The sequence below is a fragment of the Streptomyces flaveolus genome (assembly GCF_000716535.1).
Taxonomy (GTDB): Bacteria; Actinomycetota; Actinomycetes; order Streptomycetales; family Streptomycetaceae; genus Streptomyces; species Streptomyces flaveolus_A.
Genome location: NZ_JNWV01000035.1, coordinates 1 through 20,954 on the forward strand (window position 1 = coordinate 1; position 20,954 = coordinate 20,954).

Below are 20,954 nucleotides of genomic sequence, written 5' to 3' on the forward strand. Positions count from 1 at the left end.
CCAGCCGCCTCTCCCCCCTCCGGCCCCCACCCCCCCGGGCCGTGAACACGCCCCACCCACCCGGCGTTTCCTCGCTCACGCCACCCTCGTCACCGCCTCCCTCTCCATCGCCGCGGCGCTGCTCGGGCTGGTGCGGGACCAGTCACTGGCCCGGCTGTTCGGGGCCGGGCCGGACACGGACGCCTTCCTGGTCGCGTGGACCGTGCCGGAGTTCGCGGCCACGCTGCTGATCGAGGACGGGCTGGCCTTCGCGCTGATCCCGGCGTTCAGCATGGCCCTGGCCCGCCGCGCGCGAGGCGCCCCGGGGGATCCCGTGCGGTCGCTGGTGGCCGGCACCCTGCCCCGGCTGGCCCTGGGATTCACGGCGGTCGGGGCGCTGCTCGCGGTGGCCGCGCCGCAGTTCGTCACCGCGCTCGCCCCGGGCCTGCCCGACCCCGCTCTCGCCGTGGACTGCACCCGGCTCACCGCGACGTGCGTGCTCAGCTTCGGCCTCGCCGGGTACGCCAGCGCGGCCCTCAGGGCCCACCGCCGCTTCCTGGCACCGGCCGCGATCTACCTCGCGTACAACGTCGGCATCATCACGGCGATGTACACGCTCGGCGGCCGGTGGGGCGTGCGGTCGGCCGCGATCGGGGTGGCGGCCGGCGGCTGTCTGATGGTGGCGGTCCAGCTTCCCTCCCTGGTAAGGCAGTTGCGCCGCCGTCGGATCAGCGGGACGCAGGCCGGAGCCGCCGCCGCGGCGCAGCCGCTGGACGTGCCGCTGCTGGCCACGGTGCTGTTGTTCGCGCTGTGCCGGCAATCGCAGGTGCTGATCGAGCGGTTCCTCGCCTCCGAGCTGCCCGCCGGAGCCATCTCGCACCTGAACTACGCGCAGAAGGTCGCGCAGATCCCGATGACGCTCTCCATGATGCTGTGCACGGTCACCTTCCCGGTGGTGGCGCGGGCGCTGGCCGACGGCGACACCGAGCGGGCCCGGAACCGGGTGGAGCAGGATCTGGCGCTGGCCGGCTGCCTCGTGCTGCTCGGTACGGCCGCGGTCGTGGCCTGCGCACCGCAGCTCATCGAGTTGCTGTTCCAGCGGGGTGCGTTCACGGCCCAGGACACCGCGGCGACCGCCGGCGTGATGCGGGTGTACGCGATCGGCCTGCTCGGCCAGACCCTGACCGGCGTCCTGGTCCGCTCCTACTTCTCGGCGGGGCGCGCTGCCTGGTACCCGTTGGCCGCGATGACCGCGGGCATCGTCGCGACCTCCTGGGTCGGCGCGTGGACGCTCGGTTCCTGGGGGGTCACCGGGATCGCCGCCGCCAACGCCACCGGCATCACCCTCACCGCCCTCCTGCTCCTCGCCGGGATGCAGCGCCGCAGCGTACCCATCAGAACCGGGCCGGTGCTGCACGAGCTGAGCCGGCCGCTGCGGGCGGCGGTGGTGGCCACCGTGGTCGGCGGGTTCGTGGGGAGGCTGCCGTCGGCCCCGCTCGCCGGGCTGGCCGCCGGCGGCGCCACGGTGACCGTCGTGTTCCTCCTGCTCGGCCGGGCCCTGGACGCCCAGGGCTTCGCATCCGCACTCCGTTCCGTACGCACCCTCACCCGAAAGCTCGCTCATGCCGTCCTTCGTTGAGTCCCCGGCCCCCACCCGGCACCTCGCCCCCGGCCCGGTCCCGTGGATCGCCATGTACCACTCGGTCGGCGACTGCTCCGACGACCCGTACCACATCACGGTCAGCCCGGACCGGCTGGAGCGGCAGTTGCGCTGGCTGCGCCGGCGGGGGCTGCGCGGGGTGTCGGTCGCCGAGCTGCTCGCCGCCCGGGCCCGGGGTGAGGGGCGCGGCCTGGTGGCGCTCACCTTCGACGACGGGTACGCCGACTTCCTCGACAACGCCCTGCCGCTGCTGGACGGCTGGGGGTGTACGGCGACCCTGTTCGTGCTGCCCGGCCGGCTCGGTGGCGACAACGCCTGGGACCCCCTCGGCCCGCGCAAGCCGCTGCTGACCGCCGACGGCATCCGGCGGGCCGCCGCCGCGGGCGTGGAGATCGGCTCACACGGCCTCACCCACGTCGACCTCACCCGGGCCGACGACATCGTGCTGAAGGCCGAGACCGCCGAGAGCCGGGCGGCGCTGGAGGAGCTGACCGGCACCCCGGTCACCGGCTTCTGCTATCCGTACGGCACGGTCGACCGCCGTGCCGTGGAGGCCGTACGGGAGGCCGGTTACACCTACGCATGCGCCATCGACCCCGGTGAGCTGACCGGCCCGTACGTCCTGCCGCGCGTCTACATCGGGCAGGACGACACCGCCGTGCGCCTGTTCCTGAAGTACCGGCTGCACCGGTTGCGCCGGCGGCCCGTCGAGGGGCTGCGGTGAGGGCCCTGCACATCATCACCGGGCTCGGCGTGGGCGGCGCGGAGCAGCAACTGCGGCTGCTGCTACGGCACCTGCCGGTCGCGTGCGAGGTGGTGACGCTGACCAACCCCGGGCCGGTGGCCGACGGGCTGGCGGCCGACGGGGTCCGGGTGACCCACCTCGGCATGGCCGGGAACCGCGATCTGGCCGCGCTGCCCCGGCTGGCCCGGCACATCCGGCGCGGCCGGTACGACCTCGTGCACACCCATCTGTACCGGGCCTGCCTGTACGGCCGGATCGCCGCCCGGCTGGCCGGGGTCCGCGCGGTCGTCGCCACGGAACACTCCCTCGGCGACTCGCAGCTGGAGGGCCGGCCGCTCACCGCGGGGGTCCGCGCGCTGTACCTGCTGGGCGAGCGGCTGGGCCGGTCCACCGTCGCCGTCTCCCCCACGGTCGCCGTCCGGCTCGCCCGCTGGGGGGTGCCCGAGCCGCGCATCGCGGTGGTGCCCAACGGCATCGACCTGGCGCGGTTCGCCTTCGACCCGGACGCCCGCCGGCGCACCCGCGACCGGCTCGGGCTGCCCGCCGACGCGTTCGTCATCGGGGGCATCGGCCGGCTCGTCCCCGGCAAACGCTTCGACGTCCTGGTCCAGGCCCTCGCCCGCCTCCCCGCCGACTGCAGGCTGCTGCTGGTCGGCGGCGGCCCGGAGGAGCCCGCGCTGCGGCGGGCCGCGCACGCGGCCGGGGTCGCCGGGCGGGTGCTGTTCGCCGGGGAGCGGCCGTACCTGCCCGACGGCTCGTCCGGGCCGGGGCTGCCCGCGCTGGCCTCGGCGATGGACGTACTCGCGGCGCCCTCCCCCGAGGAGGCGTTCGGCCTCGCGGTCGTGGAGGCGCTGGCGGCCGGCCTGCCGGTGCGGTACGCCTCCTGCCCCGCCCTGGACGATCTGCCGCCCGGGGCCGCCCCGGACGCGGTGCGGGTCCCGTGCGACGCCGGTGCCTACGCCCGCGCGCTCGCCGAGGTCCGCGCCGCCGGGCCCGGCCCGCGCACCGCCCCCGAGGCCGCCCGCCACTACTGCATCACCCGCAGCGCCGCCCGGCTCATGGATGTCTACACGGCGGCGTTCACCCGCACGGTCCCCCCGTCCCGATCCATCGAGGGAGTCAGCCCGTCATGACCGAGAACCACGTCCCGCACCGCAGAACGTCCCGCCTCCGGGCGCTCCCACCCTGGTCGCTGGTGGCGGCCGGTGTCCTGGCGGGCGGCCTGCTGGGCGGCGGGTACGGCGTCCTGAAGTCCCCGGAGTACACGGCGACCAGCTATGTCGTCGCCGTCCCCGGGGAGCGGACCGACACCGCCACCGCGCTCGGCTTCGCACAGGCCTACGGCCGGGTCGCCACCCAGGTGGCGGTGCTGGGCGACGCCCAGGTGTGGGCCGGGGTTCCGGTGCGCACCCTGCGCGACAGCGTGCGCACGGCGACATCGCCGGACGCCCCCATGGTCGCCGTCTCCGCCACCTCCGTCCACCCGGAGCAGGCCGCCGACATGGCCAACGCCGTCGCCCGCGCGCTCATCCGCCACGCCGACACCACCAAGGCCGCCACCCACGTCGGGCTGCTGCAGTTCTCCCGCGCGGGGAAGCCCAGCGCGCCCAGCTCACCGTCCCCTGCGGTGACCGGACTGGTCGGCGCGAGCGCGGGCGGGCTGCTCGGCGCCCTCATGCTGCTGGTACGCCCGAAGCGGCGTGCGCACGAGGAGATCACTCGGTCGCCCTCGGTGCCCGGTCCGGCCGTCGCCGCCGACGTACACGGCCAGCGGTGATCTCCACGTACCCGGCGGGCACCACGCGCCCCGCCCGTGCCACGGGACTGATCAGCGAACTCGTCACCGACGAGGCGAGGTTCGCCGCGCTGGCCCCCGCCTGGGGGCGGCTCTTCGCGCGGTGCGCCGCCGCGACGCCGTTCCAGAGCCACGCCTGGCTGTACTCGTGGTGGCTGTCGTACGGCCTGCCCGGGCGGCTTCGGCTGCTGGTCGTACACGCCGGGCGGGAACTGGTGGCCGCCGCGCCCCTGATGCTGGTGTTCCGGCCGCTGCCGGCGCTGGTACCGCTCGGCGGGACGATCTCCGACTACGCCGACGTGCTGCTGGACGACGACGACAACGGGCGGGCGGCGGGCGCGCTCACCGAAGCGCTCACGGTCGCGGCGGGTACGGCGCTGATCGACTTCCGCGAGGTACGCCCGGGCGGTGCGGTGGAGCGGATCTACGACCGCTGGCGCGGGCCTCGCCGCACGGTGGACGACTCGCTGTGCCTGGAACTGCCCGGCGTACCCATGAACGAGCTGATCGCCCGGCTGCCCTCGGGGAAATCCGGCCAGCGGGCGCGGGCGAAGCTGCGCAGGCTGACCGCGCTGGGTGTCCAGCGGCGGGCGGCAGGCCCGGACGAGGTGGACGCGGCGATCGGCCGACTGCTGGAACTGCACCGGCTGCAATGGCAGGACCGGAAGGTGACGAGCGAACACCTTCGGCCCCGGTTCCGGGAGCATCTGGTGCGCGCCGTCGGCCCGATGGTGCGTTCGGGGAACGCGGTGGTCACCGAGTTCCGGATCGACGACGAGGTGGTGGCCGTCGATCTGACCCTCGTTTCGGGCAGCCTGGCCGGCGGCTACCTGTACGGCGCCCATCCGGGCCTGCGCGAACGGAAGGTGGACGTGGCGGTGATGCTGCTGGACGCCTGCGCCGAGTACACCGGCGGCAGCGAGCCCCGCGCGCTGAGTCTGCTGCGCGGCGACGAGCCGTACAAGCGGCACTGGCGGCCCGAACAGGTCGTCAACAGACGGCTGCTCATGGCCCGGTGGCGGACCGCCCCGGTGCTGATGGCCGCGCTGTGCGACGCGAACGCCCGGCAGCGGGGCAGGGAAGTGCTGCTCCGGTGGCGGGAGCAGGCCCAGCGCTGACGGCTCCGCGTCCGTCAGTCGAAGGGGATGCAGAGTCGCTCGCCGAGCCAGTACTCGACCCAGTCGCCCAGGGCCGGAGGCGGGCAGCGGTCCGGGGGTCCGGTGGTGGGCGCCGGCTCGAGTGCGGGCGCCGGAGTCGGCGTGGGCACCTGGGCCGGCTGCTCGGTGCGGCCGTAGAGGGCGGCCTGGTAGATCCGGGACGAACGGGGGTTGGCCGAGCACTGCCACACGCCGTGCGGGCAGTAGTCGGTCAGCGTGTTGTACAGCGGTTTGTGCTCGTCGATCCAGGCGAGCATGCGCCGCATGTACTCGGCGTTGTCACCGTTGCGGAAGAGCCCCCATTCCGGGTAGGAGATGGCCTTGCCGTGGGCTCGGGCGAAATCCACGTGCTGCTGGAGGCCGTAGGGCTCGGTGACCTGTTCGTCGAACGACAGTCCGCTGGGCTGGTCGTAGGCGTCCATGCCGATGATGTCGACCGTGGCGTCCCCGGGATAGCACTCCGTCCACGGCACGGCGTCCCGGCCACGGCTCGGCGTGAAGTCGAACCGGAAGTCCTGCCCCGGCACCGAGCGCATGGTGGCGACGATCCTGTTCCAGTACGTCTTCCAGGCCGCAGGGTCCGGTCCGCAGCGGTGGGTGTAGGTGGTGCCGTTCATCTCCCAGCCCAGCACGATCACCGTGTCCGGCACCTTCAGCTCCACCAGCCGCTCGGCCAGGGTCCTGAAGTGATGGTCGAACGCGCCGTCCGCCGCCTGCCGCAGCAACCAGCGCACCTGGACGTCCGAGAGGTTCTCCTCGTTGCGCTCCTGCATCGGCACATTGAGGACGAGCGTCCGGTCCGCCTTCTCACGCCGCCACTGCGCCCATACGTCCAGGAAGCCGGGCTCCCCCTCGATGTCGCGCCAGCGCCCCCCGGGCAGATAGGTGTGGGCGACCTTCAACTCGGTCCCGCCGAGCCAGTGACTCAACTCGGCCATGCGAGTGACGCCGCGCGGCCCGGAGTCGAGAAACGCCCCGAAGTCCGCAACGGGGCGGCCGGAGCCGGTAGGCACGGGGGTCTGCGACGGCGTCGGGAGGAGAGGGGCGGGAGGCATGGCCGACGTGGGAGTTGGTGGAAGGAGCGGAGGAGACGGCGCTGCCGGGGTCGTCGCCGGAGTCGTCGGGACGGGAGTGACCGGGACGGCGGCCCCCGACGGTCCCGGGTGGTCCACCGCGAGCCCTGGGCCGGCCGCCAGGGTGGCCGACACGAAGAGTGCCGCCGCGACGACGGTGGCCGGCCACCCGGCCCGGGCCCTGCGCTGTTGCGGAGCCATGCCCGCTCCCTTCTGCACTCGCCACTCGATGTCGCGGCGTCGCGTCATCCGGCAACCGGCGCGCAGTCATATCAATACGACTGATGCCGGTACGCATATCGCTTTCGGCCTGCCGAACCCCCGCACGGGTGAATGGGCGCACACTGCACGGGCAGTCGGGCCGCGGTCGGAGTGGGACCGGTACCTGCGCGCTGGGAGGTGGCCTAACACGGCGGGTGTCGGAGTGATGAGGCGCAGGGTGCGGGGACATGCCGCAGCCTGCGAGGCGTGGGCGAGGCAAGTGACCGGCCGCGAGGGCCGGGGGCGGCGAGATGCGCGGAGCCGCCGCACGCCGGGCACGGGAGCGCGAGGTGCACGGCGGGAGGGGAACGGCAAAGCGGCGGGTGCGCCCAGGTGCCGGGTGCTGGGTCCGGCGCCCTGTGCGCTGACGGCGGAAGGCGGAACGGCCTCGTCGGTACAGGATCGCCCCGGCGGCGATCAGGGTGGCGCCGACGGCCGTCGCCGGGCCGGCACCACCGGTGTGCGGCAGCGTGGGCGGCCGCCCGGGGGACTCCCCGTCCCCCACGGCCGGGCGACGGGGTGTGACCGGGGACGTGGCCGCGCCACCGCTCGGTGCTGTGGTGTGCCCGCCACCGGGAGGCGTGCTGTGGCCACCACCAGGGGGCGTGCTCTCACCTCCGCCGTAGGGGGGCGGGGGTCTCCTCTCCGCCGTACGGAGGAGAGGCCCTCTTGCCGTCGGAAGGAGGCGTGGAGTGGTCGCCGTCGAAACCGGGCCGTCCGCCGGAGTGGTCAGAGCCGCCGTATCCGGGGCCGCCTGAGTCACCGAACCCCGAGTCCGTCGAGCCACCGTACCCGGAGTCCTGCGAACGGCCGTACCCAGAACCGTCCGTGCCGGCGTGACCCGAGTTCTCCGCACCTCCATGACCCGAGTCCGTCGAGCCGCTGTGCGCGGGAACCCCCGAACCACCGTGGCCCGGACTGCCCGAGCCGTCGTTCCCCGAGTCGGCGGGGCATCGCGGGTTCGGCGCCGCGGCCGCGCCGACCGAGTTGCCGCAGACGTTGACCGGGAGGTTCGCGGGGGCTGGATGTCGCCCCCGGACAGCACGCCGGCCACGACCGCGGCCAGGGGAAGGCCGGCCCCGGAACGCGGAATCGACGGATCGGCGGTCCGGGGCCGGCCAGTCCGCAGCCGGGAGGCTGGTGCCTAGTGTCGCGTCGTCACTTCTTGTGGACGTCGCCGTTGATGCAGGTGTTGCCGGCCGCCGGGTTCAGCAGACCGATGATGTTGACCGTGTTGCCGCAGATGTTGATCGGAATGTGGATCGGGACCTGGACGACGTTTCCGGACACGAAACCCGGGGAGTTCGTGGCGGCACCATTGGCCCCGGAGTCGGCGAAAGCGGGTCCGGCCAGCCCCAGGGCCAGAATGGCACCCGTAATGACAGCAACGGTCTTCTTCATGGATGTTCCCTTCTCTGGGGTCATGCCCCAATGACGGCCAGAACCGTGTGAGCACGACGTGAACGGTCGCGGCACGGAACGAGAGATAGACACATCGGAAGGCCACAGAACGCGAAAACCCCGAGAATCACCCGATCGCACCCCTGTCTCACGCGCTTTCCCGCCCACCGTTCTCACGAAAAGAGCCCGGGCGGCCCGCAGTCGGTGCAGCGGACGGCCCGGGCCGACAGATCGGCTCAGCTCTCGCCGTTGGCCGAGAGGACCGACAAGTCCTCCAGGACATGGGAGAGCCCGCCGTCACGCTTCGCGTTCGTGGAATTGTCGGAGCACTGCTGCTGCAGGTGGTCCGACAGGACCGGGATGTCCTGGACCGTGCCGCCGATGGCCGCGTCGACAGCGACGTCGACGTCCTGGACACCGACGCACGGCTTGTTGAGCGAGCCCTGCACCAGGGAGAGCTGCGGGCTCATGTTGCCCTTCGTCGCCGAGTTGCCGAACGACGACACGGCTCCGTTCCCGTTCGCGACGGTCGGCCCGTCGTCGTTGCCGATGGCAAGCGCCTGCGGCGCGGCCGCCACCGCCATTCCCACGACAGAAGCGGCGGTCGCGGCGGCGACCATTGCCTTCTTGAGCACTTCGCGTTCCTTTCCTCGTAACGACGCATGCCCTACGGCCTCATCAACCCGGCGCATCGGGAATGGTTCCGCTGATTCACTCGGTTGGAGCGCAATGCCCTGGGGGGTGACGAGAAGCCATCAATCCGAAAAGCACACCACCAGCCCACCGCATCGGCCGACGGAGTGAACGGGAGAAACCACGAAGGGTCCGCGGAGTTGACCAGTGCGCTCCGGTGGACGGGGTTTCCTCAGAAAGGACTGGCCAGTGATCAAGAAGATTGTTGCCACTGCGGCCGTCGCCGCTTCCGCCATGGGCGCCTCCGCCGCCGCGGCACCGCAGGCGCTGGCACTCGGGAACGACGACGGCCCGACCGTCGCGAACGGCAACGCGGGATGGCAGAACTACGGCAACTCGGCCACGTACGGGAGCATGAGCCCGCAGATCGCCCTGATCCAGGGCTCTTTCAACAAGCCGTGCATCGCGGTGAACGACCTTCCGGCCTCCGTCGACGCGGCCATCGGCGGCGCGCTCCAGGATGTTCCGATCCTGTCGGACCACATGCAGCAGCAGTGCACCGAGAACTCCTCGAACGTCAAGCGCGACGGCGCGCTGGCGCACCTGCTGGAGGACGTGTCGATCCTGTCCGAGAACTCCGAGTCCGGTCGCTGATCCCGGTCCATGGAGCGGGCCGCCGAGTCCTCGGCGGCCCGCTCCGGCGTTTCCACGGCCCCCGTCGGCGTGTCAGCGCTGGTACAGCGCCTCGATCTGCTTCGCGTACGCCGCCGTCACCGCGTGCCGCCTGACCTTCAGCGACGGGGTCAGCAGCCCGTTCTCCTCGGTGAACTCCCCCTCGACCAGCGCGAACGCGCGGATCGACTCGGCGCGGGAGACCGCCTCGTTGGCGTGGTCGACCGCCTTCTGCACCTCGGCGCGCAGCCGCTCGTCACGGACCAGCGTGGACAGCGGGGTGTCCGGTGGCAGCTTCCGCACGGACAGCCAGTGGGCGACCGCCTCCGGATCGAGGGTGATCAGGGCGGCGACGAAGGGCCGGTTGTCGCCAACGACCAGGCACTGGCCGACGGGTGAGCGGCTGCGCAGCCGGTCCTCCAGGACGGCCGGCGAGACGTTCTTGCCGCCGGAGGTGACGAGGATGTCCTTCTTGCGGCCGGTGATGCTGAGGTAGCCGTCGTCGTCCAGCGCGCCGAGGTCACCGGTCGCGAACCAGCCGTCGTCCAGTACGGCGTCGGTGGCGGCCGGATCGTTCCAGTACGACGCGAAGACCACCCCGCCCTTGATCAGCACCTCCCCGTCGTCGGCGAGGCGCACGGCGACGCCGGGCACCGGCCGGCCGACCGTGCCGGGGCGGGGGCCGAGCGGGGGCACGATCGTGGCGGCGGCACTGGTCTCGGTCAGGCCGTAGCCCTCGTAGACGACGATGCCGGCCGCGAGGAAGAACAGGTTGAGGTCGCGGTCCAGCGGGGAGCCGCCGCTGATGGCGTACCGCATCCGGCCGCCCAGCTCCTTGCGGATGCGGCGGTAGACCAGCAGGTCGTACAGCGCCCAGGCGGCGTGGAGACCGGGTCCCGGGCCCTTGCCGGTGCCGAGGAACTTCCGCAGGTGGGCCTCGCCGAAGCGGACGGCGACGCGTTCGGCGCGGTCGAAGGAGGCGGCCCGGCCGAGTTTCTCCGCGGTGGCCCGTCCGGTGTCGTGGATCTTCTCGAAGAGGTACGGCACCCCGACCAGGAAGGTGGGCCGGAACTCCTTGAGCGCGGGCCGCAGTTCGTCGGGTCTCACGCTCGGGAAGTGGCCGGTCTCGATGCGGGCCAGCAGGCAGGCGAGCTGGAGGGTGCGGCCGAGGATGTGGGCGAGCGGCAGGAAGAGCAGGGTGGAGGCGGCCTGGCCGGTGACGGCCTGGAAGACCGGGTGCAGCAGCTCGACGGTGCCCGCGGCCTCGGCGTGCAGGTTGGCGTGGGTGAGGACGCACCCCTTGGGCCGTCCGGTGGTGCCGGAGGTGTAGCAGAGGGTGGCGATGGTGTCGGGGCCGAGCGCCCCGCGCCGCTTGGCGAGTTCGTCGTCGGGCAGGTCCCGGCCGAGGACGGTGAGGTCGGCGAGGGCGTCCGCGTCGAGTTGCCACAGCCGGGGTGGGTGCGCGTGGCCGGCCGTGCCGGTGGTGACGGTGGCCGCGTTCGCGGCGGTCTCGGTGACGACGAACCGGGCGCCGGAGTCGCGGACGATCCACTCGACCTGCTCGGCGGAGGAGGTCGGGTAGACCGGCACGGACTGGCCGCCGGCCGCCCAGATCGCGAAGTCCAGGACGGTCCACTCGTAGCGGGTGCGGGACATCACGGCGACCCTGCCGCCGGGTTCGAGCCCGGCGGCGATGAGCCCCTTGGCGACGGCGGCGACCTCGGCGGCGAAGGCGGCCGCCGTGACCGGGTGCCAGGCGCCGCCGCGGTCACGGCGGCGCAGCAGCACCGCGTCGGGGGTCTCGGCCGCGTGCGTGAACGGCAGGTCGGCCAGGGAACCGGAGGTGAGCGGAGGAGCCAGGGGGGCTGCGCGCACCTCGCGGACCGCGCCCGTGGCGTCCCGGACGATCTCCACCGCTGCGCGGTCCGCGAGATCGGTGCGCTGCCGTGCCCGTTTCAGATCCCTGCGTACGCCCATGACGGCTCCCGGTGGCGGTGCGTGGCCTGCCCAAGGTTCTTACTGAAGGGTAAACTTACTCACAAGTAAGGAAAGGTCAATGGGGCCCGCAGGGACCGTTCGGCGTTCACTCCACGGGCTCGGTGCCGCCGGCCTGGCGGAGGGCGTCGGCGAGGCCGCGTACGTCGGTGTCCTCGGTGGTGACGGCCAGCCCGGCTGCCCTGCGGGCGAGGCCGGTCAGGCTGGGGGCGCCGGGGAGGGCCGGGCGGTCCGAGGAACCGGTGCGCAGGGCGTCGGCGAAGTACGCGGCGACCGCGGTGACCTGGAAGCGGGGGCTCGCCCGCCAGACCGAGCCGGCCAGGGCCCCGGTCTCCAAGGCGCCCGACGCCTCGTGCGGGTCGCGGGTCTCAGGGTCGAGCCAGCGGACGGTGGCCGTGGCGAGGTGACCGCGGGCACCGTGCCGGGTGTGGACGGCGTACAGGGCGGTGACGGTGTGGCCGGGGCCGACCTCGCCGCCGTCGACCCGGTCGTCGCGGAAGTCCTCGTCGGCGACCTTGCGGTCGTCGTAGCCGATGAGGCGGAAGTCGATGACGGTGTGCGGGTCGAAAGCGACCTGGGCCTTCGCGTCCCGGGCGGTCAGCTCGATGTTGCGCGGGAGCTGACCGGCGAAGACCTTGTCGGCCTCGCCGGGATCGGAGACGTACACGGTGTGGCCGTCACCCCGGTCGGCGAGGCGCTCCATGAGGGAGTCGCCGTACGTGCTGCCGACGCCGACGCCGAAGAGGGTGATGCCGTGTTCCCGGCGGGCGTCGTCGATCCGGCGCAGGATCGCGTCCGCGCTGGTCTCGCCCGTGTTGGCGAGGGCGTCGGAGACGAGGACGACCCGGTTGGTGGCCCCCTTGCGGGCGCCCTCCACGGCGGTGGCGTAGCCCTCCTCGACACCCGCGCCGAGGTTGGTGGAATTCTCGGCCTCCAGGCTGTCGATGGCGTCGCGGACCGTGCCGCGGTGGCCGCCCAGCCGGGTCATCGGCAGCACGGTCTCGGCGTCCTCGCTGAAGGTGACCAGGGCGACGGAGTCGTCGTCGCGCAGCCGGTCCGTCAGGGTGGTCAGGGCGTGCTGGGCGAGGTCCAGGCGACCGGGTTCGCCCATGGAGCCGGAGATGTCGATGACGAAGGTGAGCGCGGCGGGCGGGCGGTGCGCGTCCGGCGCGGCGGGCCGGGTGGCGAGGCCGACCCGGACCAGGGACCAGTCCGGCTCGCCGGTGCGGGCGCCGTCGACGGTGACCGTGAAGCCATTGCCGTCGGGCCGCCGGTAGTCCTGGCGGAAGCTGTTGACGAACTCCTCGGGCCGCACGGTCCGCGGATCGGGCCTGCGGCCTTCGGCGAGGGTGCGGCGGGCGTAGGCGTAGGACGCGGTGTCGACGTCCAGCGCGAAGGTGGACAGCCGGCCGCCGGCGTCCTCCCGCACCGCGTCGGGCCCGCCGCCGCGGGCCTTGCCGTCGGCCGTCCGCGCGGCGCCGCCCCCGCTGCAGGCCGTCAGCAGCAGTCCGCCCGCCGCCGTGAGCGCGAGCAGCGCCCGCCGTGCCCGCCGTATCCGGTGATCCCCGTACCGCTCCATCTGGTCCTCCCCGTCAGCCGGTTGGCGTCGGACATGTGCGTCCGCTGCCGACTGTGACGGGGCAGAGGCCCGGAACGTGCGTCCCGGGGAGTTGCGGATGGATCTCGAACCGGCCACGACGGCGGCCGGCCGTGACCGGTGAGTGACGCGCCGGTGACCTACGAGACGACGTCCTTGCGGGCGAAACCGCGGAAGGCCAGGGCGAACAGCACCAGGGCGTACGTTATGGAGAGCGCGGTGCCCTGGATCATGCCGGACCACTCGGGACGGGGCTGGACGGCGTCGGCCCACGCGAACTGCCAGTGCGCGGGCAGGAAGTCACGCCAGTGGCCGAGGGCGGTGACGGCGTCCAGGACGTTTCCCACGATGGTCAGGCCGACCGCGCCGCCGACCGCGCCGAGCGGGGCGTCCGTCCTGGTCGACAGCCAGAACGCCAGCGCGGCGGTGACCAGCTGGGACACGAAGATGTACGCCACGGCCACCAGGAGCCGCTGGGCCGCCGTACCCGTGTCCAGCGCGCCGCCGGTCGGTATCTCCAGCGGGCCCCAGCCGTAGGCGGCCGTGCCGGCGGCGAGCGCCACGAGCGGCAGCAGCACCATCGCGGCGAGGCTCATCCCGAGTGCCACCACGAGCTTGGACCACAGCAGCCGGGCCCTGGGCACCGGCGCGGCGAGCAGATAGCGCAGCGAGGACCAGCTCGCCTCGGAGGCGACCGTGTCCCCGCAGAACAGGGCGACCGGGATCACCAGCAGGAAACCCGCCGAGACGAAGAGGTTCACGGCGGCGAAGTTGGCGCCGGAGGCGGTGGCCGTGTCCATCAGGGTGACCTGGTTGTTCCGGCCGCCCGGGTCGCCGCCGATCGCGAAGGCGATCAGCAGCACGAACGGCAGTACGGCCAGGATGGCGCCCATGACCAGCGTGCGGCGCCGCTTGAGCTGGCGGACCAGCTCGACCCGCAGCGGCAGGGTGCGCCCCGCCTGATAGCCGGAGGCGACCTCGGTGAGCGTGCTCATGCGGAACCTCCGATCAGGGTGAGGAAGGCGTCTTCCAGGCGGCGGTGCGGGCCGACGGAGGCGACGGGCACCTCCAGCCGCACCAGTTCCACGACCAGTCGCTCGGCGGTGCCGCCGGGTTCCAGCCGGATCAGCAGCCCGTCGTCGGTGCGCACGGCGGAGGCGACGCCGTCCAGCGCGCCCACCTTCTCCACCACCGGCTCCTGCACCGGTACGGCGGTGCCGACCAGCAGGGTGTCGCCGGAGCCGACGATCTCCCGGACCGGGCCCGCCTGCACCAGCCGGCCGCGGTCCATCACCACCAGGTGGGTGCAGGACTGCTCCACCTCGGCGAGGAGATGGCTGGAGACGATCACCGTGCGGCCGGCGGCCGCGTAGCGGATCATCACCTCGCGCATCTCGCGGATCTGGGGCGGGTCCAGGCCGTTGGTGGGCTCGTCCAGGATGAGGAGGTCGGGCAGGCCGAGCATGGCCTGGGCGATGGCGAGGCGCTGGCGCATGCCCTGCGAGTACGTGCGGACCGCGCGGGCGAGCGCGTCGCCGAGCCCGGCGATCTCCAGGGCCTCGTCCAGGCGGGCGTCCTCGGGCGGGCGGCCGGTGGCCCGCCAGTACAGCTCCAGGTTCTCCCGGCCGGACAGGTGGGGCAGGAAGCCGGCGCCCTCCACGAACGCGCCGACCCGGGAGAGCACCGACGCGCCGGGCCGGATGGCGTGGCCGAAGACGCGGATCTCGCCGGCGTCCGGCCGGATGAGGCCCATCAGCATGCGCAGGGTGGTGGTCTTGCCCGCGCCGTTCGGTCCGAGCAGGCCGAGGACCTGGCCCTTCTCCACCCGGAAGGAGAGGTCCCGGACGGCGTACCGGTCGGTGGAGCCGGCGTAGCGCTTGCTCAGGTCCGTGATCACCAGCGGGACCTCGGCCAGCTCGGGGTCGGGGGCGGGGGCGGCCGTCCGGCGGCGCGTGGTGAGCAGCAGGGCGAGGGCGGCGGCCGCGCCGGCCACGGGCAGCCACCAGACCCAGGCCGGCAGGGGCGCGGCGGCGGTGGCGACGGAGGGGGCCGTCGGCACGCTCAGGTCTCCCTTCAGGGAGACGGTGTAGGTGGCCGGGGCGGCCGGGGAGGCGTAGCCGAGGTCGGTGGAGGCGAGGACCAGGCGGAGCCGGTGGCCCTTCTGCACCTCGTGGTCGATCGCCGGGAGCGTGACGGTGACGTCCTTGCCCGTCTTGGCGCCGGTCACCCGGAAGGGGGCGACGAGCTGGGCGGGCAGCACCTGGCGGGTGCCGTCGGGGCCGACGTCGTAGACCTTGCCGAACAGGACGGCGTCGTCGCGGGTGGAGGTGATGTGCACCGTGGCGGTCGGGGTGCCGGTGATGCGCAGGTCGCTGGTGAGCGGCGCCGAGTCGAACCGCGCGGACTGGCCGGGGAAGTCCAGGGAGACGCCGACGCCGAGCGCGGAGAGCTGGGCGAGGCCGCCGCCGCCGAGGCCGGGCAGCGCGGAGACGCCGGGCGGGCTGGCCCCGGCCGGGTTGGCGACGCGCTGCGTGCCGCCGGTGAGGGCGATGGCGCGTGGATGGTCGCGCAGGCCGGGATAGGCGGCGGCGCTCGCGCCGCGCAGCCGGGCGGTGCCGTCGGTGGAGTCGACGCCACCGGTGCGGGTGATCCGGAAGGCCGGGCCGGTGTCGGTGCCCTTGTCGCCCTTGAGGTACCGGTCGAACCAGGCACGCACGCGTGCCTCGACCCGGCTCGTCTCCATGTCGCCGCCGTCGTGCCCGCCGGCGATCCAGTCGACGTCGACCGGGGCGCCGTTCGCGCGGATCGCCTTCTCGGCCGCGTCGGCCTGGCCGAGGGGGAACAGGGAGTCCGTCTGCCCCTGCACCAGCAGCGTGGGCACCTTGATGCGGTCGCCGACCGCCGACGGCGAGCGTTCCTCCAGCAGCTTCCGGGCGGCCGGGTCCGGGGTGCCGGACTCGGCGACCCGGTCGTACATCCGGCACAGCGCCGGCTCGAACTTTCCGCAGCCACCGCCGGTGTTGACGAAGACGCCGGCCCACAGCTTCTTGAACACGTCGTTCGGGAACAGGGCGTCCGCGAGGTTCCAGTAGGTGATGGCCGGGGCGATGGCGTCGACCCGGTGGTCGTGTCCGGCGGCGAGCAGGGAGATCGCGCCGCCGTAGGAGCCGCCGGCCAGGCCCACGCGCGGGTCGCCGGGTTTGTCCAGCAGCACCTGGGGCTGCCGGGCCAGCCAGTCGATGAGCCGGGAGACGTCGGCGACCTCGCCCTTCGGGTCGTTGAGTCCGATCTTCCCGGTCGACCTGCCGAAGCCGCGCGCGGACCAGGTCAGGACCGCGTACCCGTCCCGGGCGAGGTCCTCGGCCTGCCGGCGCATGTCGTCCTTGCTGCCGCCGAAGCCGTGGGCGAGCAGGACGGCGGGGTGCCGGCCGGTGCCGGCCGGGGTGAAGTACGAGGTGTCCAGTCGCACCCCGTCGACCGCCATCACCTGGTCGCTGCGGCGCACGGCCCGCGGGTCGTCGGAGGCGACGGCCGCCGTCCACGTGCCGGCGCCGGCGAGCACCACGACGGCGGCCGCGGCGGCGGTGAGCCGACGGGGCCGCCGCAGCGGGTTCCGCAGGGCGGGCAGTCGAAGATCCATGTGTCAACGGTACGGGCCGCCACTGACAAGCGCTGCCGACCTGGGGTTGAACGGCGGACCCTCCCCTGGGAGTACGGGTCCGCCCTCTTCTACCGCGACCGTGGTACGGCCACCGGCTGGGTCAGGCCTGGGCGTCCTCCGGGATCGACACCAGCCAGTGGGTGTCACGGCGCGGGCGCAGGTACAGGGCCCAGTACAGCGTCGCCGCGGCGGTGATGCCGCCGGTCCACAGCAGGTAGCTCGTCTCCTGCTGGGTCAGGATGTAGGCCAGGACGGCGATGAGCAGGACCGGCACCGCGGGCCACAGCGGCATCCGCCAGGCGGCCGTGTGCTTGTGGGAGCCGCGGCGGGCGAGCAGGGCGGCGACCGCGACGAGCAGGTACATGCCGGTCACCGAGACGCCGGTGACGCCGTACAGGGTGTCCAGGTTGACGAAGCAGAGCACCGCGCCGGGGACACCGACCGCGAGGGTGGCGACCCAGGGGGAGCCGAAGCGGCCGAGCTTGGAGAAGACGGTGTTGACCGGGCCGGGCCAGGCCTTGTCGCGGGCCGAGGCGAACAGGACGCGCGAGTTCTGGATGACCATGACGATGCCCGCGTTGATGATCGCGAGGGCCACGCAGAGGCTGACGAAGGTGCCGACCGCGGAGTTGGACCAGGCGGTGACCATGGAGCTGATGTCGCCGCCGGTGAGTTCCTTCAGGTCGGAGGCGCCCATGGTGATGGCGGCGACCGGCACGAGGATGACCACGGTGGAGATGGCGAGGGTGGCGAGGACCGTCCGGGCGACGTTGCGGCGCGGGTTCTCCAGTTCCTCGGAGAGGTAGACGGCGGTGGAGAAGCCCTGGGTGACGAAGAGGGCGATGGCGAGGCCCGAGACGATCAGCATGGCCGTCACGGTGTCCGTGTGACCGTGGGCGCCGGCCACCTGCATCGAGACCAGGCTGCCCACCCCGCGGTGGCTGTGCGAGAAGCCCAGCAGGGCGACGACCCCGGCGGCGATGACTTCCAGGACCAGGAAGATGCCGGTGATCCAGGCGTTGGCGCGCAGGTCCAGCAGGCCGGCGAGGGTGGCCAGCAGCATCACTCCGGCGCCCGTCATGGACGGGTCCAGGTGGACGATGGGGGCGAGGTAGTCCGCGGTGCCCATCGCGATGACCGGGGGCACGATCATCACGACCAGCAGGGAGAGCACGAAGACCAGCCAGCCCGCGAGGCGCCCGGCCATCGTGGAGACCATGGCGTACTCGCCGCCCGCGCTGGGGATCAGCGTGCCCAGCTCGGAGTAGCAGAACGCCACGGCGATACAGAGGAGCGAGCCGATGGCGATCGTCAGGGCGGTCGCGGTGCCGAGGGAACCGAACAGGTCGGGGACGACGACGAAGAGCGTGGAGGCGGGCGTGACGCAGGACAGCGTCAGCAGAGTGCCGCCGACGACACCGATGGAACGCTTCAGCCCCGGTGCGGGGGCCGTCGCGGTGTCTACCACGGACTTCTGGAGCGTGTCGGTCATACGGCGGTTCCGTTCGACGTGAGCGGCTGCGGGTGGGGTCGGGAGCGCTATCGCCTCCGGCGGATCGTCGTACGTTCGTCTCGTCCGCTCCCGGCGCTGCATAGAGAACCCCGACGAAAACCGCCACGTCAATGGCCGTTTACCTTCGGAATCCGCACATCCGGATGACCGTTCGCTGCATCACTTTCCCAGGCTGTGACGCCCTATAGGTGCATCCATCAAGCTCCTCGCGGATGTGATCTTGCTTTTGAAGGTCATCTGCTCGCAATCCCTTCGTCACCCGTTTCGTCCACGCTGAACGGGAACCGCAGCCAAGGTTGCAAAAAAATGTCAGCCGTCCGGAATCCGGACGGGTAAACCGGTCGCGTCCATGTCAGTGGTGGCGGATAGAGTGCGCCCCGGACAGCAGACGGACAGCTCTCGGGGTGGGGACATGGACAAGCGGCACACCGCCGCCTGGGTGGTATGCACGGCGGCGGCGCTGGTGGCGACCTCGGGCTGCGGCACGGAGAGCGCCAAGACGGCCGTCAAGGCGGTCGACAAGGCCGACCAGGCCATGGCGGCACTGACCAGGGCGACGGACCGGACGGAGCGGCTGGGCTCGGCCGAGGTGCGGATGACGACCGACCTCGGCACCGGCGACCCGATCTCCATGAAGGGCACCTACTCCTGGGGAGGCTCGTACGCCTTCGACGCGGAGATGAACACCAAGGCCGCGAACATGCAGGCCATGAACCACTCCCCCACGACGCACGTCCTGTTCGTCGACGGCGCCTACTACTACGACGTCGACCGCTTCCGCTCCGGCCCGTACCAGGGCAAGGACTGGATCAAGATCGACAGCTCGGCCCTCTTCGGGGTGAAGGGCGCGCAGGCCCTCAGCGGCGACAACGGCAGCCCCTCCGCCTCCATGAAGGGCCTGAAGTACGCCAAGGACGTCCAGGACCTCGGCACGCAGACCGTGAACGGACGGCACACCACCCACTACCGCGGCGTCATCGACCGCGCGCACATGGGCAAGCTCAAGGACGTTCTCGGCGAGGACAGCGCCATGAGCAAGGTGACCGGCGCGAAGTCGATCCTCGTGGACGTGTGGGTCGGCCCCGACGACCTGCCGGTGCGGTTCAAGGAGAAGATCGGCGTCATGACCGTCAGCATGGACTTCGACAAGTTCGGCAGGACGGCCACCGTGAAGGCGCCGCCCGCCGGGCGCGTCGCCGACCTCACCGACATGGTCAAGGCGCGGCAGAACCAGCAGGGCTGACGGCAGCGGTGCCCCGCCCTCTCGCGCGGAGGATGGGGCACCCTGCTGTCCGGCTCAGTGGTTGCGCGGGAAGCCCAGGTCCACGCCCGCCGGGGCGTCCGCCGGGTCGGGCCAGCGCGTGGTGACGACCTTGCCGCGGGTGTAGAAGTGCGTGCCGTCGTTACCGTAGATGTGGTGGTCGCCGAAGAGCGAGTCCTTCCAGCCGCCGAAGGAGTGGTAGCCCACCGGCACCGGGATCGGCACGTTCACGCCGACCATGCCGGCCTCGATCTCCAGCTGGAAGCGGCGGGCGGCGCCACCGTCCCGGGTGAAGATCGCGGTGCCGTTGCCGAACGGCGAGGCGTTGATGAGCGCCACGCCCTCCTCGTACGTCTCGGCGCGCAGCACGCACAGCACCGGGCCGAAGATCTCGTCCTGGTACGCCTTCGCGCTGGTCGGCACCTTGTCCAGCAGCGAGATGCCGATCCAGTGGCCGTCCTCGAAGCCCTCGACGGTGTAGCCCGTGCCGTCCAGCACGACCTCGGCGCCCTCGGCGGCGGCGCCCTCCACGTACGAGGCGACCTTGTCGCGGTGTGCCTTGGTGATCAGCGGGCCCATCTCCGACGCCGGGTCGTTGCCGGGGCCGATCTTGATCTTCTCGGCGCGCTCGCGGATCTTCTCCACCAGCGTGTCGCCGATGGCGCCCACCGCCACGACCGCCGAGATGGCCATGCAGCGCTCGCCCGCCGAGCCGTACGCCGCGCTCACGGCCGCGTCGGCCGCCGCGTCCAGGTCGGCGTCGGGCAGGACCAGCATGTGGTTCTTGGCGCCGCCCAGGGCCTGCACGCGCTTGCCGTTGGCGGAGGCGGTGGTGTGGATGTAGCGGGCGATCGGGGTCGAGCCGACGAAGGAGACGGCCTTGACGTCCGGGTGCTCCAGGAGGCGGTCGACGGCCACCTTGTCGCCGTGCACGACGTTGAAGACACCGTCGGGCAGGCCGGCCTCGGCCAGCAGCTCGGCGAGCCGGACCGACGCCGACGGGTCCTTCTCGCTCGGCTTCAGCACGAAGGTGTTGCCGCACGCGATGGCGATCGGGAACATCCACATCGGGACCATCGCCGGGAAGTTGAACGGCGTGATGCCCGCGACGACACCGAGCGGCTGGCGGATCGCGGCCACGTCCACCCGGCTCGCGACCTGCGTGGACAGCTCGCCCTTGAGCTGGACGTTGATGCCGCAGGCCAGGTCGACGATCTCCAGGCCGCGCGCCACCTCGCCCAGCGCGTCCGAGTGCACCTTGCCGTGCTCGGCGGTGATCAGCTCGGCGATCTCGTCCCGGTGCGCGTCGAGCAGCGCCCGGAACTTGAAGAGGATGGACGTGCGCTGGGCCAGGGAGGACTGGCCCCAGGTCAGATAGGCGTCCTTGGCCGCCGCGACGGCCGCGTCCACCTCCTCGACCGACGCGAACGCGACCTTGGTGGTGACCGCGCCGGTCGCCGGGTCGGTGACCGGCCCGTACGCACCCGACGCACCCTCGACGGCCTTCCCGCCGATCCAGTGGTTGACGATCTTCGTCATGCCCTAAGACTC

General features: G+C 72.6%; 16 protein-coding genes. 7 read left to right on the plus strand and 9 right to left on the minus strand.

Annotation, left to right across the window (positions count from 1 at the left end; translation table 11 throughout):
* The 5 genes from murJ to OO52_RS33085 all read left to right on the plus strand — a co-directional run.
* Window positions 1–1,618, plus strand: a 1,618-nt coding sequence (murJ, locus tag OO52_RS33065; RefSeq protein WP_037671050.1) for a murein biosynthesis integral membrane protein MurJ, incomplete at its 5' end; no start/stop codon positions are given.
* 52 nt (window positions 1,619–1,670) lie between these two features.
* Window positions 1,671–2,363, plus strand: coding sequence for a polysaccharide deacetylase family protein (locus tag OO52_RS33070; protein WP_037630024.1), 693 nt, complete (start codon window positions 1,671–1,673; stop codon window positions 2,361–2,363).
* Window positions 2,360–3,517 (plus strand): glycosyltransferase, encoded by a 1,158-nt coding sequence (locus OO52_RS33075; protein WP_030650599.1) that lies wholly within the window; start codon window positions 2,360–2,362, stop codon window positions 3,515–3,517. The genes OO52_RS33070 and OO52_RS33075 overlap by 4 nt, the downstream gene beginning before the upstream one ends.
* Window positions 3,514–4,161 (plus strand): hypothetical protein, encoded by a 648-nt coding sequence (locus OO52_RS33080; protein ID WP_030650602.1) that lies wholly within the window; start codon window positions 3,514–3,516, stop codon window positions 4,159–4,161. Before OO52_RS33075 ends, OO52_RS33080 begins: the two co-directional genes overlap by 4 nt.
* Window positions 4,158–5,297 (plus strand): GNAT family N-acetyltransferase, encoded by a 1,140-nt coding sequence (locus OO52_RS33085; RefSeq protein ID WP_037630006.1) that lies wholly within the window; start codon window positions 4,158–4,160, stop codon window positions 5,295–5,297. The genes OO52_RS33080 and OO52_RS33085 overlap by 4 nt, the downstream gene beginning before the upstream one ends.
* A 14-nt stretch (window positions 5,298–5,311) precedes the next feature.
* On the opposite strand, the gene OO52_RS33090 is transcribed toward OO52_RS33085, so the two are convergent.
* The 3 genes from OO52_RS33090 to OO52_RS33100 form a co-directional block, all read right to left on the minus strand.
* On the minus strand, window positions 5,312–6,610 hold the full coding sequence (locus tag OO52_RS33090; protein ID WP_030650606.1) for a glycoside hydrolase family 26 protein: 1,299 nt from the start codon (window positions 6,608–6,610) through the stop codon (window positions 5,312–5,314).
* A 1,218-nt stretch (window positions 6,611–7,828) separates the two neighbouring features.
* On the minus strand, window positions 7,829–8,071 hold the full coding sequence (locus OO52_RS33095) for a chaplin (protein ID WP_030650608.1): 243 nt from the start codon (window positions 8,069–8,071) through the stop codon (window positions 7,829–7,831).
* A 236-nt stretch (window positions 8,072–8,307) separates the two neighbouring features.
* Complete coding sequence (locus OO52_RS33100) at window positions 8,308–8,706, minus strand: rodlin (protein ID WP_030650609.1); 399 nt, start codon at window positions 8,704–8,706, stop codon at window positions 8,308–8,310.
* A 247-nt stretch (window positions 8,707–8,953) separates the two neighbouring features.
* Here OO52_RS33100 and OO52_RS33105 point away from each other — a divergent pair, with 247 nt between their 5' ends.
* Window positions 8,954–9,358 (plus strand): rodlin, encoded by a 405-nt coding sequence (locus OO52_RS33105; protein ID WP_030650611.1) that lies wholly within the window; start codon window positions 8,954–8,956, stop codon window positions 9,356–9,358.
* Window positions 9,359–9,430: 72 nt separating this feature from the next.
* On the opposite strand, the gene OO52_RS33110 is transcribed toward OO52_RS33105, so the two are convergent.
* The 5 genes from OO52_RS33110 to OO52_RS33130 form a co-directional block, all read right to left on the minus strand.
* Window positions 9,431–11,353 (minus strand): AMP-dependent synthetase/ligase, encoded by a 1,923-nt coding sequence (locus tag OO52_RS33110; RefSeq protein ID WP_030650614.1) that lies wholly within the window; start codon window positions 11,351–11,353, stop codon window positions 9,431–9,433.
* Window positions 11,354–11,459: 106 nt separating this feature from the next.
* Window positions 11,460–12,950: a vWA domain-containing protein gene (locus OO52_RS33115; RefSeq protein ID WP_030650616.1), complete on the minus strand. Its 1,491-nt coding sequence runs from the start codon at window positions 12,948–12,950 to the stop codon at window positions 11,460–11,462.
* 158 nt (window positions 12,951–13,108) lie between these two features.
* Window positions 13,109–13,963: an ABC transporter permease gene (locus OO52_RS33120; RefSeq protein ID WP_030650619.1), complete on the minus strand. Its 855-nt coding sequence runs from the start codon at window positions 13,961–13,963 to the stop codon at window positions 13,109–13,111.
* Window positions 13,960–16,608, minus strand: coding sequence for a CocE/NonD family hydrolase (locus OO52_RS33125; RefSeq protein WP_030650622.1), 2,649 nt, complete (start codon window positions 16,606–16,608; stop codon window positions 13,960–13,962). The genes OO52_RS33120 and OO52_RS33125 overlap by 4 nt, the downstream gene beginning before the upstream one ends.
* 121 nt (window positions 16,609–16,729) lie before the next feature.
* Entirely contained in the window at window positions 16,730–18,121 is a 1,392-nt protein-coding gene (locus OO52_RS33130) for an APC family permease (RefSeq protein WP_030650625.1), read from the minus strand.
* Between the two features lie 433 nt (window positions 18,122–18,554).
* Here OO52_RS33130 and OO52_RS33135 point away from each other — a divergent pair, with 433 nt between their 5' ends.
* Window positions 18,555–19,385: a hypothetical protein gene (locus OO52_RS33135; RefSeq protein ID WP_030650629.1), complete on the plus strand. Its 831-nt coding sequence runs from the start codon at window positions 18,555–18,557 to the stop codon at window positions 19,383–19,385.
* A 54-nt stretch (window positions 19,386–19,439) separates the two neighbouring features.
* Here OO52_RS33135 and mmsA read toward each other — a convergent pair whose 3' ends face one another.
* Complete coding sequence (gene mmsA, locus OO52_RS33140; RefSeq protein WP_030650631.1) at window positions 19,440–20,942, minus strand: CoA-acylating methylmalonate-semialdehyde dehydrogenase; 1,503 nt, start codon at window positions 20,940–20,942, stop codon at window positions 19,440–19,442.
* Window positions 20,943–20,954 lie beyond the last annotated feature (12 nt).